The sequence below is a fragment of the Acinetobacter sp. FY683 genome, from assembly GCF_059515885.1.
This window is the reverse complement of sequence record NZ_JCAKNA010000013.1, coordinates 22,530-39,181: the sequence shown is the minus strand read 5'-3', so window position 1 is coordinate 39,181 and position 16,652 is coordinate 22,530. Positions and strand designations below refer to the sequence as shown.

15 protein-coding genes are annotated in these 16,652 nt (G+C 35.9%); 9 read left to right on the top strand and 6 right to left on the bottom strand.

What is annotated here, in order from left to right; all coding sequences use genetic code 11:
- Window positions 1-5 precede the first annotated feature (5 nt).
- Window positions 6-467, bottom strand: a complete 462-nt coding sequence (locus AC5YDH_RS08720) for a 2-thiouracil desulfurase family protein (protein WP_496118611.1) — start codon at window positions 465-467, stop codon at window positions 6-8.
- A 109-nt stretch (window positions 468-576) separates the two neighbouring features.
- Here AC5YDH_RS08720 and AC5YDH_RS08715 point away from each other — a divergent pair, with 109 nt between their 5' ends.
- Both AC5YDH_RS08715 and AC5YDH_RS08710 read left to right on the top strand, forming a co-directional pair.
- Window positions 577-1,851: a replication-associated recombination protein A gene (locus AC5YDH_RS08715; RefSeq protein ID WP_496118609.1), complete on the top strand. Its 1,275-nt coding sequence runs from the start codon at window positions 577-579 to the stop codon at window positions 1,849-1,851.
- A gap of 389 nt (window positions 1,852-2,240) precedes the next feature.
- Window positions 2,241-4,562: a TonB-dependent receptor gene (locus AC5YDH_RS08710; protein ID WP_496118608.1), complete on the top strand. Its 2,322-nt coding sequence runs from the start codon at window positions 2,241-2,243 to the stop codon at window positions 4,560-4,562.
- Window positions 4,563-4,620: 58 nt separating this feature from the next.
- Here the strand turns inward: AC5YDH_RS08710 and purC are convergent, their stop codons facing one another.
- Genes purC through dapA form a run of 3 tightly spaced genes read right to left on the bottom strand, consistent with a single transcriptional unit; the run spans window position 4,621 to window position 6,893 of the window.
- Window positions 4,621-5,340, bottom strand: coding sequence for a phosphoribosylaminoimidazolesuccinocarboxamide synthase (gene purC, locus AC5YDH_RS08705; RefSeq protein WP_154773304.1), 720 nt, complete (start codon window positions 5,338-5,340; stop codon window positions 4,621-4,623).
- 37 nt (window positions 5,341-5,377) lie between these two features.
- Entirely contained in the window at window positions 5,378-5,980 is a 603-nt protein-coding gene (locus AC5YDH_RS08700) for a lipoprotein-34 precursor (NlpB) (protein ID WP_496118606.1), read from the bottom strand.
- A 13-nt stretch (window positions 5,981-5,993) separates the two neighbouring features.
- Window positions 5,994-6,893 (bottom strand): 4-hydroxy-tetrahydrodipicolinate synthase, encoded by a 900-nt coding sequence (gene dapA / locus AC5YDH_RS08695; RefSeq protein ID WP_496118604.1) that lies wholly within the window; start codon window positions 6,891-6,893, stop codon window positions 5,994-5,996.
- Window positions 6,894-7,597: 704 nt separating this feature from the next.
- Between dapA and mhpT the strand changes: the two genes are divergently transcribed.
- Entirely contained in the window at window positions 7,598-8,815 is a 1,218-nt protein-coding gene (gene mhpT / locus AC5YDH_RS08690; protein WP_496118602.1) for a 3-(3-hydroxy-phenyl)propionate transporter MhpT, read from the top strand.
- Window positions 8,816-8,960: 145 nt separating this feature from the next.
- Entirely contained in the window at window positions 8,961-9,584 is a 624-nt protein-coding gene (pncA, locus tag AC5YDH_RS08685) for a bifunctional nicotinamidase/pyrazinamidase (protein WP_496118600.1), read from the top strand.
- A gap of 78 nt (window positions 9,585-9,662) precedes the next feature.
- Here the strand turns inward: pncA and AC5YDH_RS08680 are convergent, their stop codons facing one another.
- Window positions 9,663-10,940: a hypothetical protein gene (locus AC5YDH_RS08680; protein ID WP_496118676.1), complete on the bottom strand. Its 1,278-nt coding sequence runs from the start codon at window positions 10,938-10,940 to the stop codon at window positions 9,663-9,665.
- A gap of 53 nt (window positions 10,941-10,993) precedes the next feature.
- Between AC5YDH_RS08680 and serB the strand changes: the two genes are divergently transcribed.
- The 3 genes from serB (at window position 10,994) to AC5YDH_RS08665 (ending at window position 13,599) form a co-directional block, all read left to right on the top strand.
- Window positions 10,994-12,214, top strand: a complete 1,221-nt coding sequence (serB, locus tag AC5YDH_RS08675; RefSeq protein ID WP_496118598.1) for a phosphoserine phosphatase SerB — start codon at window positions 10,994-10,996, stop codon at window positions 12,212-12,214.
- A 413-nt stretch (window positions 12,215-12,627) separates the two neighbouring features.
- Window positions 12,628-12,966: a ciprofloxacin tolerance protein AciT gene (gene aciT / locus AC5YDH_RS08670; RefSeq protein WP_496118596.1), complete on the top strand. Its 339-nt coding sequence runs from the start codon at window positions 12,628-12,630 to the stop codon at window positions 12,964-12,966.
- Between the two features lie 153 nt (window positions 12,967-13,119).
- A complete protein-coding gene (locus AC5YDH_RS08665; protein ID WP_496118594.1) occupies window positions 13,120-13,599 on the top strand; it encodes an SCP-2 sterol transfer family protein in 480 nt (159 codons plus the stop codon).
- Between the two features lie 103 nt (window positions 13,600-13,702).
- Here AC5YDH_RS08665 and dtd read toward each other — a convergent pair whose 3' ends face one another.
- On the bottom strand, window positions 13,703-14,143 hold the full coding sequence (gene dtd / locus AC5YDH_RS08660; RefSeq protein WP_496118593.1) for a D-aminoacyl-tRNA deacylase: 441 nt from the start codon (window positions 14,141-14,143) through the stop codon (window positions 13,703-13,705).
- Window positions 14,144-14,377: 234 nt separating this feature from the next.
- Here dtd and AC5YDH_RS08655 point away from each other — a divergent pair, with 234 nt between their 5' ends.
- Together AC5YDH_RS08655 and AC5YDH_RS08650 are read left to right on the top strand one after the other, a co-directional pair.
- Window positions 14,378-15,895, top strand: coding sequence for a catalase (locus tag AC5YDH_RS08655; protein WP_496118591.1), 1,518 nt, complete (start codon window positions 14,378-14,380; stop codon window positions 15,893-15,895).
- Between the two features lie 140 nt (window positions 15,896-16,035).
- The gene (locus AC5YDH_RS08650) at window positions 16,036-16,533 is read left to right on the top strand and encodes an ankyrin repeat domain-containing protein (RefSeq protein WP_496118589.1); all 498 of its coding nucleotides are present in this window, start codon (window positions 16,036-16,038) and stop codon (window positions 16,531-16,533) included.
- The last annotated feature ends 119 nt before the right edge of the window (window positions 16,534-16,652 follow it).

The following is a 16,652-nucleotide window of genomic DNA, read 5'->3' as shown; positions in this document are numbered from 1 at the left end:
AAGGTTTACTGTAAAGATTTTAAAAACTCATCTTCAGATATCACATGAAATCCGTATTGCTGTAGTAAACACGCTGTTATACCCAAACCAACAGTTTTTGTACCTGAAAATGAGCCATCATAAATAAAATGTGTGCCGCAAGAAGGGCTATTTTCTTTTAAAATAACGGTGGAAACTTGATGCTTTTGTGCGATTTTTAATGTTTTAAAAGCGCCATCTATAAAGGCTTTTGTTACATCATTTCCTTGAGAATCGATTACTTTTGCAGTGTTGTTTAAAACATCTTGAGCTGTTCCACTTATAATTTCTGCAGCTAATCGAGGCGTATTTAATCCTCCTGCCACTTCAGGACATATAGTGATAGCTTGTTGTGTTTGTACTAGCTGCGTGATTTTTTCATAGTAATAGGCTTTTCCATCGTAACGTACAGGAATGTTTGCCAAACAAGCGCTAATTAAATATTTCATAAAGATAACAGCTTCATAAGAATGATCGTAAATTTTGTATTTAAAACTGTTGCCTAGATAGATGTATAACATAGTAGACTAAGTAAAAGCTTAGCAAAGTAATAACAAGATGTCAGACAGCAATATTCCACTTCCTGAACGCCTACGTCCTAGAGACTTATCTGAAATTATAGGACAAGACCATCTTCTTGGTTCAGATGCTCCTTTACGTCAAATGATTGATCAGGGGCATTTGCCTTCAATTATTTTTTGGGGACCCCCTGGTGTTGGAAAAACGACTATCGCATTATTACTTGCTCAAGCCATAGATAGACCATTTGTAAGTTTATCTGCGCTAAATACAGGCGTAAAAGAATTAAGAGAAGTGATTTCTGATGGTGGCGATTTGATGCCACCTGTAGTATTTATTGATGAAATTCATCGTTTTAATAAAACACAGCAAGATGCACTTTTGAATGCTGTTGAAAAAGGCAAAATTACACTGATTGGTGCAACAACAGAAAATCCATCATTTGAAGTCAATAGCGCATTACTTTCACGTTGTCAGGTTTATACCTTAAATGCTTTAGATGAAAATGCGATTCAAACCTTACTTAACAATGCGATTCAAACAGATCAATTTTTAAAAGATCGATATATTCAAATAGAAGAGTTTGATGCACTAATTCAATTTTCAGCAGGTGATGCTCGTAAGGCTTTAAATTTACTAGATTTAATTGCAAGCACCTTTGAACCTGATTTAGAAAATATCATCACCAATGCTGTTGTTGTAAAAGTGGCACAGCAAAATATTGCTCGTTATGACAAAGCAGGTGAACAGCATTATGACCTCGTTTCTGCTTTTATTAAATCCATTCGTGGAAGTGATCCAGATGGTGCACTTTATTGGATGGCACGTATGCTTAAAGGTGGTGAAGATCCTATCTTTATTGCACGTCGTATGCTAATTGCTGCATCTGAAGATATAGGGAATTCGAATCCAAATGCTTTACTTTTGGCTGGGGAATGTTTCCGTTCAGTTCAAGTGATTGGAATGCCTGAATCACGAATTATTCTTGGACAATGTGCCGTTTATTTAGCAACAAGTGCAAAAAGTAACAGTACGTATTTAGCGATTAATAAAGCAATGGATTTAGCTGAAAAAACAGCAAACCTACCTGTTCCACTTCATTTAAGAAATGCTCCTACAAAACTAATGAAAGAACAGGGATATGGTGTCGACTATTTATATCCGCATAATTACCCAGAACATTTTGTACTACAGGAATACTTACCATCTGAATTAAAAGGTACAAAATTATATGAATCTGCACGTAATAAGCGTGAGGTTGAAGGTGAAAAACTGCAACAACGACGTTGGCAACAACAGCAACAGCAGCAATAAAAAAAGCCCGATCTTTGGAGGATCGGGCATAAAATGGATGTTTCTTAGGGAGATTACATCCAGAGGGTAAACTGGTCGGCAATGTAGTGCGAAAAACAGAGTTAATTTCTACATTGCCTTGTATGAAATAAATAATAGAAAAATAAACTAAAAAAGTAAAAAGGATGATTTTAATAACAATGATTTGTTTATCCGATCATAATTTAATTATTTTGATTTATTTCAAATAACACCTTTATTATTAGAATCTTAAATTAACTTTAATTTTTGTAAATTCAAGAAGATATAAAAATAAGTCTAAAAAAATTTAAAAGTTGGTTTTAGTACATTTGTATTATTTAATAAAACCGTATAATGATATGTTATAACGTAACAATAAAGATCAAGAGATGAACAGTTTAAAGCTTTTAATATTATTATTCCTACTTATTAAACAAGCTGAGGCGGCAGAAATAATGTCTCTTCAATACTTAAAGCCTATTAAAATTACCGCACAAGAGGAACCTAAAAAAGAATATACAGTTGATAAAAGGTTTATTGAAAAATCAAATACTTTAGGAGATGCAATTAAACATGTTTCGGGTGTACAGAATAGTTCATTTGGGCCAAATTCAGGTGCACCAGTCATTCGTGGATTACAAGGAAATCGTGTAGGAATATTTGAAAATGGAACGTCTATTCAAGGCTTAAATGCCATAAGTGGAAATGTGAATATTCCTTTCGATCCTATTTTCACTGAATCTATAAAAATAAATAAATCGAATAATAGTGTGAGATATGGGGATCAATCTTTAGGTGGAAGTGTTGAAGTTGATAGTGGTTTGATTCCGAAAAAAATTATAGAAAAATCTCATCAATTAGACTTGGTATTTAAGAATGGTTGGAATAATTTTGATGCGAAAGGTTTAAAGCTACAATTAAATAATCAAAAAAACTTAGCAACAAATATTCAATTTTCAAGGCAAGAAATTAAGGCTTATAACATTCCGGGTAAAAGCAAAGCGCAAGTGTGCGAAACAGAGGTTTTTATAAATGGAGGGGTAAATAGCCCTTTGGCAGATGCTTGTCAGAAAGATACAAGAATAAAAAGTATCTATAACACAGCATCACAACCTTATATCAATCAGTTTATAACGGAAAATCCAGATTATGCGGATGGTGAGTTTTCATATTACACGGATAAACCGACTTCAAATTGGAGTGGTAAATCCTATCAAAATCCAGTAAATCCTGATTATATTCCCGGGACTGAGCCATTCAAAAATGAAAAAATTAATAATGATGTAACACCAAATTATAATAAAAAACTCGGTAATAGTTATGCAATTAATGACAATATTGCTTTGGGTACTACGTATTTTCTAAAAAATGGCTATATTGGTTTTAGTGCTGATTATAAAAAAAGCCATTATGGCGTGCCTGGTTTTTCTATGGAAAATAAGTCTTTTCAAACAAGTTATGCCGATGGCTTACCTGTTGGTGTAAAGACTGAGCAAAATACATTCTTATTAGATACTTTATTGAATCGACCTTTACCATTTCTAGAAAATATTCAGTTTAAAGCCTCTAACTTGGTTAATAAGTCGGGGGAATATATTGGCACAAGCGAAGAAAATTTATATAAATTTGAACAAAACTTTGCTGAATTTGTTGTTAAGCAAAAAGAACAAAAATTTTTGTCTGGTGAAATGGGTCTAAGTTGGGGACAACGAGATGTTCATGGGCAGGGTTATGCACGTTATTTGCCGAATGTAAAAACTGATAGGAAAGCCTTTTTTATTCAAGAGAAGTTGAGCTTTAATCCAATTTATTTTGATGCAGGTTATCGTAAAGAAAAAGTAGAGCATCAGATTCAAGATCACACTTTTGAATTGGCACGTAATGCAAATAATGGAAAGTTGGAAAATCGTAATTTTGATTTATCTCAATATTATGTTGGTGCTGGTTTTAATTGGGGCGATTATGTCCATGTTTATGCCAAGTATAGTGAATCTGAAAGAGCACCTGAAATTAATGAATTGTATTCGAGTAACCCGCATTATTCGGTTATGACCCAAGAAGAAGGGAACCAAAATCTAGATAAAGAAAAAGTCAAATCTATTGAATTAAATACAGATTTTATATTTGATCAATCGAAAATAAATTTATCCTTATATCAAATGGATTTTAATAATTATATTTATTTAGTGCATTCAGGGACAGCAATGAAAAACCGTTTGCCTTTGAAATATTGGAGACAAACTAATGTCAAAATTGATGGTTTTGAAATAGATTTAAGTCATCGATTTTTATTCAATGAATGGGGAGATTTAACGCTCAGTGCTTTTGGTGACTTTGTTAAAAATCGTGTGAAAAATACAAAAAATCAATCTTCAAATGATGGAGAATATCCTACAAATATGCCAACAAATCGTTATGGTGCAAGCATAGAGTGGGAAAAAGATGATTATCATCTTCGTCTTTCAAATACTTATTATGCAAAACCACAGTACTTAGGGAAAAGTGTAAATACGGAAATTGCATTGCCTGCGTATAATTTATTGGATCTATCATTAAGTAAAAAAGTTGCATTAAAAAATGCAGATGTAGCATTTTATTTAAATGGAACAAACTTACTCAATGAAGAAGCTAGACCTCAAAACTCACCACTAAAATATATTGCACCACTGCCAGGAAGAGGGCTTCAGTTGGGTATAACAATGAGTTTATAAGAATTTAAATATAAAAAACCGAGCGATTAAGCTCGGTTTTTTTGAAGTTCAGACTGAATTAGATGTCTGAAAGATCGATGCCAATACGAGCAGCAACTTCTTCATAAGCTTCAACAACACCACCTAAACCTTGACGGAAACGGTCTTTGTCGAGTTTTTTCTTCGTGTCTTTGTCCCATAGGCGGCAACCATCTGGAGAGAATTCATCACCAAGAACGATGCGGTCATGGAACACACCAAATTCAAGTTTAAAGTCAACAAGAAGCATATTACCCGTTGCGAATAATTCTTTAAGAACTTCGTTTACTTGGTAAGTTAATTCTTTCATGCGAGCAAGTTGCTCTGCAGTTGCCCAACCTAAAGTGATTGCTTGAGACTCGTTAACCATTGGGTCACCAAGTGCATCATCTTTAAAGAACAATTCGAAAGTAGGTGGAACAAGTTCCTTACCTTCTTCAACACCTAAACGACGGCATAATGAACCTGCAGCATAGTTACGAACTACACATTCAACAGGAATCATGTCTAATTTTTTCACTAAAACTTCTGTAGGAGAAAGAAGTTTTTCGAAATGCGTTTCAATACCAGCCGCAGCTAGCTTTTCCATGATAAAGGCGTTAAAACGGTTATTCACCTTACCTTTTCGATCTAGTTGTTCGATTTTCTCGCCATTGAATGCAGAAGCATCATCACGAAAGACTAAAATCAGATGGTCTGCACTGTCTGTTTCATAAACAGATTTCGCTTTACCAGTATAGAGCAAGGTTTGTTTTAACATGGAGGGAACCTTTTTCAAAAAAAATGCCTAGAAATGTCTAGGCTGGCCAATTTTGGTAAATTTGGGCTAACAGTTCTGCAGCAACTTGTTTGTCTGCAAAAGTGTTATTGGTATTGAACACGGCAAGACTATTACTTGAACCAACTGAGTTAAGTCTTAATACGTAAGATTTTTGATCAATCATGATAGTTACATCATTTGCATTTTTGCTTTGACCAACAATTTTGTGGTTAAGGCTACTAAGTGTGGCAAGAGTATATTGCCAAATTGTAGCAGAATTACCATCAATTTTGAGCAAAGGATTTTGATTTCCATCAGTTATTTGCTGAAGTCGACCAATAGAATCTTCGTTCAAATTATCTTGAGTATTTACTTGTGTAAATGTTGTTGGACGAGGAAGAGCGAAGCGGTTGCCACGTTCATTTTCATATTTAGGTGCATTAGCAGTTGCACGAGGATCAACAATAGGAGCTGGATACAAAGGCGTTGCTGGTCTAACCATTGAACCTTCAGGATATTGTAGTGATTCGGTTGTTGCTGTTTTTTTATAGTTTAAAGAACCATTGCTGATACCAAACGAACTACAACCAACCAAACTTAAAGCTGAAAGCGCAGTGACTAAACCAAAACGTATTTGCATAATGTAAGCTCTTTTATTTAATGATGCCTGCCGACGTGAGTGCTTCACGAAGCGGAGTGCGATATTTTTCTGCAAGAGGGGTAAGCGGTAAACGAATCCCTGTACCAATAAGTTCCATTTCATGAAGTGCCCATTTCACAGGAATTGGGTTTGATTCACAGAATAGAACATCATGTAAAATAGCAACTTTACTATTTAATTGTTCAGCCTTTGTTGCATCTCCAGAAAGAGCAGCTGCACATACTTCACTCATTTCTTTCGGTGCTACGTTTGCTGTAACCGAAATATTACCTTTTGCACCAAGTGTAATGAGTTGATAAGCCGTTGCATCATCGCCAGAGTAAACAGTCATTGCTTTATCTTTTAAGCCAGCAATTAACTCTTGACCGCGTGGAACATCGCCTGTGGCATCTTTAATACCGACAATATTTGCAATATCTGCAAGACGAATAACAGTTTCATTCTGCATATCTACACCAGTACGACTTGGTACGTTATAAAGAATGATAGGAAGATCTACTGCTTCTGCAATAGCTTTATAATGCTGATATAAACCTTCTTGTGTTGGCTTGTTGTAATAAGGTGTTACCAACAAAGCTGCATCTGCGCCTAGTTCTTTCGCTTCTTGTGTTAATTCAATGGCTTCACGTGTTGAGTTTGCACCAGTACCAGCAATAATTGGAATACGTTTGTTTGCTACACGAATGATTTCTTTGATCACTTGTGTATGTTCAGCCATACTTAATGTTGATGCTTCACCAGTTGTACCAACTGCAACAATGCTATTCGTGCCTTGTTTTATGTGCCACTCAACGAGCTTTTCTAGACCTTTCCAATCTACGCTGCCATCTTCTAACATTGGGGTGACAATTGCGACAATTGAGCCTTGAATGGTCTGTGCTTGCTGAGTCATTTTTTAAAAATATCCTATTTTCCCATCCACGTTATGTAGAGAAACAGAAAATGTGGATGGTTGCAGTATTTTGATTTGAGTCAAAATTCAATAAGTCATCATTGAATAATGCTTATGCAAATTATGACTGATTCAGTGTGTCAGAACAATAACCTTTAGTCAAAGCAATAACAAAGTTTTTAATATTTATAAAACTTTATTGAAATGATGGGGTTGATTTGAAAATTCATCTATTTTTATGTGTAAAAACCTTTGTTTTTCTGAACTTGGATTATGAAATTCCAACAAAAATATTGCTTAAATAAAGGGTGAAATCCTTGTAATTCTTTTTTTTCATCGAAGTCAGTAAAATATTTAAGATGAAATACATCTTGTTTTAGATCATGAAAATCTTAATGTTTATGGTAAATACAGTAAATCACCTTGGTTGTGATGGTGATTTTTAAGTGTTTTTAGGTATATAAAAGAAAAGAACAGTTCTTATATGGTGAGAAAAGACAATTGAATATGCCTGCTTTTTGAAAAATTATGTGGAGTATTTTTTTTAGTAATTGGTTTTAGCGCTATTTCATAATCTTTTTTTACGTGAAACTTCATGTTTGCAGAAGATTGAGCCGTATTTTTATTCCACTATTAGGTAGCTACAGCTTTTTATGAAAGTCTCAGAAGATGGATATCTTAGAATTCACTTTGAGCTTGATCATATGGATAAAGTCGTTCATCAATCAGATAAAAAGCATGCAATTGTAACAGTTGCAATTTGCTTTCTTATTGCAGTTATCGAAGGCTTAGATATTCAAGCAGCAGGGATTGCCGCTGCAGGTATTAAAGAGCATTTTGGTTTAGATAGTTCTCAGTTGGGCATTTTCTTTAGTGCAGGTATTTTAGGTTTATTGCCAGGTGCATTGGTTGGCGGTCGTTTTGCCGATCGAATTGGTCGTAAAAAAGTTTTGATTTTCTCTACGGCTATTTTTGCAGTATTTACATTATGTACAGTATGGGTGAATAGTTTTAGCTCATTATTGGCGGTGCGTTTTTTAGCAGGTGCAGGCTTAGGTGCTGCAATGCCAATCTTAATTACATTAGCTTCTGAAGCAGTATCACCACAAAATCGTGGTCGTGCTGTGGGCTTAATGTATTGTGGTATGCCTGTTGGTGCTGCAATTTTATCTTTGGTCGCAAGTACAAGCTTTGGGGCGGATTGGAAAAATATTTTCTATTTAGGTGGTTTGTTGCCCATTGTTGTTATTCCTGTAATGATGTTGTTTTTACCTGAATCGAAAGAGTTCTTAAAAGCACAAACACAGAGTAAAGATGAGCCTCAGCAAGCTAAAGCTTCATTCAAAGATTTGTTTAATTCTGACAATGTACTGCGTACTTTATTAATTTGGGTAAGCTATTTCTTCACATTGATGGTGGTTTACATCATGTTAAGTTGGTTGCCATCATTATTCACAGAATTAGGTTTTAGTCGTAAAGAAGGTGCAACCGCTCAGTTCTATTTCATGGTAAGTGCAACTGTTGGTACTGTTATTTTAGGTATGCTAACTGACCGCTGGAAAAAGGCGTATGTCATTGTCTTAATGTATGGCGGTATTTTGGCCGGCTTATTTGCTTTAAATGGTGCAAGTTCATTAACGCAAATGTATATGGCTTCTGCATTGGTTGGTGCCTTTGTTATTGGTTGCCAAGGCGTGTTGTATGCATTTGGCAGTATTGTTTATCCAACAGAAGTTCGTGGTACAGGTGTTGGTGTAGCATCGGCTGTAGGACGTGTTGGTGCAATGCTTGGACCAATGATTGCAGGTCAACTTCTTACAGCAGGTTTTGGTGCGGCAGGGGTAATTTCAGCAGCAATTCCATGTATTTTAATCTCTGCAGTATTCATGTTGGTTTTAGTGAATCGTTTAAATAAAACATAAAAAAATTAGTAGCACATGAGCCCACTTTTAAGTGGGCTTTTTGTTTTTATAAGATGTGAAATCTAAGATTTATAGGCACATTTTATTTCAATAAATTCATTAAAATATGCTTAACTATTGAAAGGCAGATAAAGGAATATGATGAATGTTGAAGAATACAGCTCTAATTGTGGTTGATGTTCAAAATGGATTTACTCCAGAGGGAAATTTAGCAGTAGCAGATGCAGATCAAATTATTCCTAATATAAATGCCTTATCCGAATATTTTGACAATATTGTAATTACCCAAGATTGGCATCCTGATAATCATATTTCTTTTGCGGAAAATCATATAGATAAAGCACCATTTGAAACAATTGAATTGGATTATGGTACACAAGTGCTTTGGCCAAAACACTGTGTTCAAGGTACGCATGATGCGGAATTACACCCAAAATTAAATTTACCAACAGCACAGCTTATTATCCGTAAAGGTTTTCATAGTCATATCGATAGTTATTCTGCATTTATGGAAGCCGATCAAAAGACCACAACAGGTTTAGAGGGCTATTTAAAAGCACGTGGTATTGATACCGTATTTATTGTGGGGATTGCGACAGATTTTTGCGTAGCGTGGACAGCAATGGATGCAACAGATTTAGGCTTTAAAACTTACGTTATTGAAGATGCAACAAAGGGTATTGATTTAAATGGCTCTTTAGCAAAAGCATGGAAAGATATGCAGCATAAAGGTGTAGAACGGATTTCTATGAAAGATGTAATCGGGTAGTACACCGCTATATTTGCATTTTTATCTGAATAAAAAAGCCTGATATTGAATCAGGCTTTTTTATTTCTATTTTAAAGCTTAGGCAGAGCGTGATTGTTTTGCCTTTAAAATTTCGGTACGAATGGTTTGAGCCAACTCAGCATGCTTGGTATCCATCCCATTAATCATAAATGAGTGGCGGGTGAGAACATTGGTTGGATTTGGCAAATTGACTAATTCATAATGCGTAGACAAATCTTTTAGCAATTCATTTGGTAAATAAAGTGCACTTTCTTTAGCTGAAAGTTGATTGACCAAACGCTCCGCTGCTTGTATAGCATCTAATTGCATTGTTTCAACAGAAGTCGCCATAGCACAACGTGTTTGTAGTACAAAGCGTTTATCTTCACGATAACGCTTATAAAGTACTTCGGAAAGAAGTTGGAAAACAGTTCCAATCATCGCTAAACATTCTGCTGAATCTGGCTTTTCAGAAGAAATAGTTAATGTTGCACCATTTCGACTAAATTGCTGAACAGTTGTAATGTCGGAAACATTCAATTTGTAATGTTGAACACAAAGTTCGATACTTTTAGTTAAAAAGATTTGGCATAAATTAAAGTAAGGGATAGAGACCTTATCTGTAATTGAGTCAAGTAATTGCTTAGGGTCATAGAATTGAATGGTTAACGCAATTGTATTTTTATCTTGTAGTTCAACTTTAGGCGTTTTTGCTTTAGGTAATGATTGTGCAAGATGTTGTGACTGAGTTAAAGCCAATGCTGTATTTTGCTTTTCTTGTTCTAAAGCCTGAGTCAACATCTGAAGTTCGTGTTTTAAGCGAGCTTCATTATTAATATTTGCTAGATACTCTGTGCGGCTTGGTCGAGCAATTGCACGATACGCTAACCATAATAAACAATGGATAAGTAATGAACATAGAATAGCGATCCATTGAGTACGTAAAATTTCACCAATACTTGGTTTTATTAACGTAATTTCAATTGTGCCGACTTTCTTTTCATTTTGTAACGCATCTCTAACAAAAATTTCGCCTTGACGTGTTTTAGACATTCCGCCAGTTGCAAGTACCTGATTATTTGTATTTAAAATACGAATGGAAGCAATATTCGGGTTTGTTGCATAACGATTTGCCAATAAAGCAAGAGACACTGTATTGGGTGGATCTAGCTCAGATAAGCTGTCCGTAACCAATTGAGTTGTCATCAATTGCCCTTGATTGGCGCGGTTTTCATTTAATTGATGTGTCGTTGCAAGTACCAATAAAAAGGTATGCAAGATAAAGCTTACAATCAGTAGGCTAGCAAATAGCCCTTGTCTAGGCGCATTCAACGTAAACTTCCAAAGTAATTCTATTTAAATTCGATTATGATTCTAACAATAGTTGTAGCTCAGACCCGAGTCAATTCATGCGAGAAATCATTCTTATATCATTTTTAGGACCTGACCAACCTAATCAGTTTACTCGATTAATGCAGGTGTTGTCCGCCCATTCTTTACAAATTCTAGATGTTGGCCAAGCCGTCATCCATAATCAGCTTACTTTAGGTATTGTTGTAGCCTCTGAAGATCAGACAGCAACAGCATTAGCTATGAAAGAGATCTTAATTTTAGCACATGAAATTGGTTTAACAGTTCGCTTTAAACCAATCTTGGCAACAGATTATGATCAATGGGTAAGTGAGGGTGGACGTACACGTTATATTGTAACTGCGCTAGCACCCGAATTAAAAGCTTCGCACTTACAAGCAGTTACCCAAATTGTATCGAACCAAGGGTTTAACATTGAAACAGTGACACGTTTATCTGGTAGACCAACTTTAACAGGTGAGTCTAATGAGCCTAAACGTGCGTGTGTAGAGTTTGGTTTAAAAGGGCAGATGTTAGATGCAGCAGCAATGCGCGCAGCTTGCTTAAAATTGTCTAGTGAATTAAATGTCGATGTTGCTGTGCAAGAAGACAATGCTTATCGTCGTAATCGTCGCTTAGTTTGCTTTGATATGGATTCAACACTGATTGAACAAGAAGTCATTGATGAACTTGCAAAAGAGGCTGGAGTAGGTGAGCAAGTTGCTGAAATTACCGAACGTGCAATGCAAGGTGAGCTTGATTTCCAAAGTAGTTTCCGCGCACGTGTTGCATTGTTAAAAGGTATGGATGCCTCTGTACTTGCAAGTATTGCAGAACGATTAACCATTACAGAAGGCGCAGAACGTCTTATTTCTACCTTAAAAGCATTGGGTTATCGCACTGCAATTTTATCTGGTGGTTTCCAATATTTTGCAGAATATTTACAAGCAAAATTAGGCATAGATGAAGTGCATGCAAACATCTTAGATATTCAAGATGGCATTGTGACAGGGGAAGTAAAAGGGCATATCGTAGATGGTGCCCGTAAAGCATTATTACTGACGCAAATTGCTGAAGAAATGGGTATTTCACTTGAACAAGCAATTGCAGTAGGTGATGGTGCAAACGATTTACCAATGCTTTCAATTGCAGGCTTAGGTGTTGCATTCCGTGCTAAACCATTGGTTCGTCAAAATGCCAATCAAGCCATTTCAAGTGTAGGTTTAGACGGTGTATTGTATTTGCTTGGTGTACACGATAAAGATTTAAATCGTGATTAATGATTGAATCAATTGAATAAAAAATACGGCATAGTTGCCGTATTTTTTATTGGGATAGCAATCAGAAAAAGAGAAACAAGTCGGGATTTAATGCAAGAACAAAATAACGATAAATGCCATCGGTAAAAAAAATTTTTGACTTAAAAAGAGCACTGTTTTTTTTTGTAATGACACGCGAAGAAAGAACAGGCTTAAGTTCCCTAAAAGTTCAAATCAAAAAAAATGTAATTACAATATAATATTGCGACAATGTATGTCGCATAACCAAATAACAAGTCTTTTTTTATACAAAAAACTGCTCATAATGCTTTTCATAGAGTTTTAAATACACATAGCCCATTAATCTAATTAAAGGTATTCGCGTTAGATGGGCGCTTGATAAAAGCACAAATCTAACACTTACGGAGGTTTTTATGGCAACAGCGAATTTAGCAAGTATTGTCGGCATAAGCTTAGTTGCGGTTGCTTTGATTGCTGTTTTCTTATCGCCTTATCGCCGCTGGTTAAGTTTTATGATGGCTGGAATGGTATTTTGGGGATTGCTAGAAGCTGTACGTTTTAGTGTGCAAACAGTTTTTGAACTCCCAGTAACTTACAGTTATTTAGCAGCGATCTCATTTGCAATGGTTATGATGACACTCTTGCTTTTAGTTGAAGATCGCCGAGCGGAACGAGCAGCAGTGGCAAAGCGCCGTTATATTGAACATACGCCAGTATATGAGGATGATCAGCAACAGTATTCTAGCCGTTAAGCAAAGACTGATCCTTCTTGAAAAATGCACATTCATGTGCATTTTTTTATATCCAAAATTTATGCTTTATTACGTAAAGCAATACTGCAAAAAAATAAGCTATGGTAGGATGTCGTAGTTTAATTTTATACAATTACAATAGGCTTCGATGTCATGAAACTTCCTTCACTACCTGTCGTAAAACTACCACTTGTTGATGTGAGTACAGACCCACTTGATCTTATGGTTGCAGGCTTAGCATTACGTATGAAGCAGTTGGCTCGTACAAGTCCTAAATTTATTGAATTAATTCACGATAGACAGTTTCGTATTCAAATTGGTACAGACTTAGGTATGGCACGTCAAATTATTGTCAATAATGGCAAAATTGAGACGGTCTCGGGAAGTGCAGAGCCTGCTGATTTTACCTTGCAGTTTGCTGACAGTGAGCAAGGCGTGAAAACTTTAGCAAAAGGTGATCCTTCTGTATTTATGACTGGTATGCAAAACGGCACAATTAAAATGGAAGGTGATTTCAGTTTATTGGTGTGGTTTAACCGTGCTGCTAAACTGATTCCACCAAAATTGCCAAAACCTGTAAAAGAAAAATTGTCATTTGCCCGCCAATTTATTAAAGATAAAACTGGTAAATAAGAATATCCCTTCTGCATTTTCTTCTTTTGAAAGTGAAGGGGTACAACAGGATTGAACGAAAAAGCCCTCATATGAGGGCTTTTTTGTATCTATAAAATATGAGTTATTCAATTTCTAAGTTAAATGTAACAGGTCCATCATTGACCAAATGAACTTTCATGTCGGCTGCAAAAATGCCTGTTTGAACATTTTCAAATTGTGATTTTGCATAATCTACGAGTTGTTCATAAAGCTCTTTTGCATCGTTTGGTGACATAGCAGGACCAAAGTCTGGACGTAATCCTTTTTGTGTTTGAGCCATTAAAGTGAATTGTGAAACGAGTAATAATCCACCATTTGCTTGGCTGATATTCCAGCCCATTTTCCCTTGTTCATCATCAAAAAAACGATATTTTAAAATTTTATCGATCATTTTTTTGCCTTTTTCTAAGTTATCTTCCTTACCTAAACCAAGGAAAACTAAGATGCCTTTTTCAATTTCACCAGTTGTTTGACCATCAACAACAACTTTTGCCTCTAATACTCGTTGCAATAAAGCACGCATAACACAACCACATATGATGTTTTTTAATACATTCAAATTGTAGCAAAATTAGAGGATTGAATGATTATTAAATAAAACATGAATAGTTAAGTAGTTAATTTAAAAAGATTAAGTGGCTAAATTGAGCTCACAATCTATTTATTCGATCAAAATTATAAAAAATGACGCTTTTACCTGTTAACAATAAGTCTGTAATTTACCCCTGCAGGAAAGGTATTTTTGAGAGAGAAGACGATGTTTAAGCGTTCTTTATTGGTTGCAATGCTTGCTACTGTTACAGCTAGCACATTTGCAGCACCATTAACAAAAGATAACGGCGCGCCAGTTGGCGATAACCAAAATTCAATCACTGCAGGTCCAAATGGTTCTGTATTGCTTCAAGATGTTCAACTCGTACAAAAACTACAACGTTTTGGTCGTGAGCGTATTCCTGAGCGTGTTGTACACGCACGTGGTACAGGTGCTTATGGTGAATTCGTAGCAACGAAAGATTTATCTGATCTTACTATTGCTTCACTGTTTAAAGCAGGTACAAAAACTCCTGTATTCTTACGTTTTTCTACTGTAATTCATGGCAAAGGTTCACCTGAAACTTTACGTGACCCGCATGGTTTTGCAATCAAATTTTATACACAAGAAGGTAACTGGGACTTAGTGGGTAACCAAACTCCAGTATTCTTCATTCGTGATGCAATTAAATTCCCTGACTTTATTCATGCGATGAAGCCAAGCCCTATCAATAACGTTCAAGACGCTAACCGTGTATTTGACTTCTTGTCTAGCCAACCGTGGGCAACAAATATGTTGACTTATGTTTATGGCAATCAAGGCGTTCCAACGAGCTATCGTGAACAAGATGGTTTCGGTGTTCATGCGTACAAATTGTACAATGACAAAGGTGAATACAAATACGTTAAATTTAACTTCCGCTCTAAACAAGGCGTGAAAGGTCTTAACGTTAAAGAAGCTGCGGAACAACAAGGTAAAGACTTCAACCATTTAACGAACGATCTTTACAACACGATCAACGCTGGGAAATTCCCTAAATGGGATCTTTACATCCAAGTTATGGACCCTAAAGACCGAAACAGCTTTGATTTTGATCCACTTGATCCAACTAAAATCTGGCCTACAGATTTAGTAAAAGAAACTAAAGTGGGTACGTTGACATTGAACCGTATGCCGAAAAACTTCTTCAACGAAACTGAACAAGTTGCATTGGCTCCGGGTAACTTAGTACCAGGTATTGAACCTTCTGAAGACCGTTTACTTCAAGGTCGTATCTTCTCTTACTCAGATACACAAATGTACCGTTTGGGCGCTAACCACCAACAAATTCCAGTAAACCGTCCGCTTGTTAAAGTAAATAACAACAACCAAGATGGTTTCATGAATATGTCTGAAACAGACTCTAACGTGAACTATGAGCCAAGCCGTATCGATCCAAAACCATCGACTCCTGCTGCTCGTGCGGTACAAACACCATTAACGGGTCATGTACAGCAAATTGGTGTTAAAGAGCAAAACTTCAAGCAAGCTGGTGACCTTTACCGTTCTTACTCTGCAAAAGAGAAAGATGACTTAATCATGAATTTGGCTGCTGACTTAGGCAATGTTAAAGATTCAGAAACTAAGCACATCATGTTGTCTTACTTCTACAAAGCAGATGCAGACTACGGTACGCGTATGACTAAAGCTGTTAACGGTAACCTAGCGACTGTTAAAGCAAAAGCTGCAAAATTGAAAGACTAATTTATTAGTCTGCCAAATTGGTGACCGGTGCACTCGGAGTCACCTCTCAAAAGTCCTGTAAAACTCAGACCCTTTCCTGCACCCTAGGGGAGTTTTACAGGCGCTTTTATTTTTTAATTCGATTTTTGTTGGAGTCCATCATGAAAGTTATGCAATGCACAATTTTAGCGAGTATTCTTACTTTTGGTTCTGCATTCGCAACTGCTACTGAGGTTGGGAATATCTCTCCAGCTAAGGTGGCTGCTGATGATCAGATGACCTCACAACAAGAATTGATCAATCTCTTTTTTGATGCTGCTAAAACTGGAAATCAGGAAGTTATTGTTGAATTTCTAAAAAATGGTTTCCCAGTCGATGTGCGTAATCAAGCAGGGTATACCGCTTTGATTATGGCATCTTATTATGGTCATTTAGATACAGTAAAAACGCTTGTTAAGTATGGTGCAGATCGCTGTGCGCGTGACAATAAAGGTAATACAGCATTGATGGGTGCGATGTTTAAATTAGAGTGGTCTATTGTAAAACAATTACGAAAAACGGACTGTGATGTAAATGCTAAACAGACAGGACAAAAAACGGTTGAAGAGTTTGCCAAAATAATTGGTCAAGATGAGAAATTGAAACAACTTACAGATTAATTCTGAACGTGATAAATCATTAGTTTGAAGAAATTTTACTAAAAATTGAAGTTAATAAAAGGTTCAACAATAGAGGAACCTTTTATTTTGTCTCAAACTTATGTAACTCTTATTAAAAC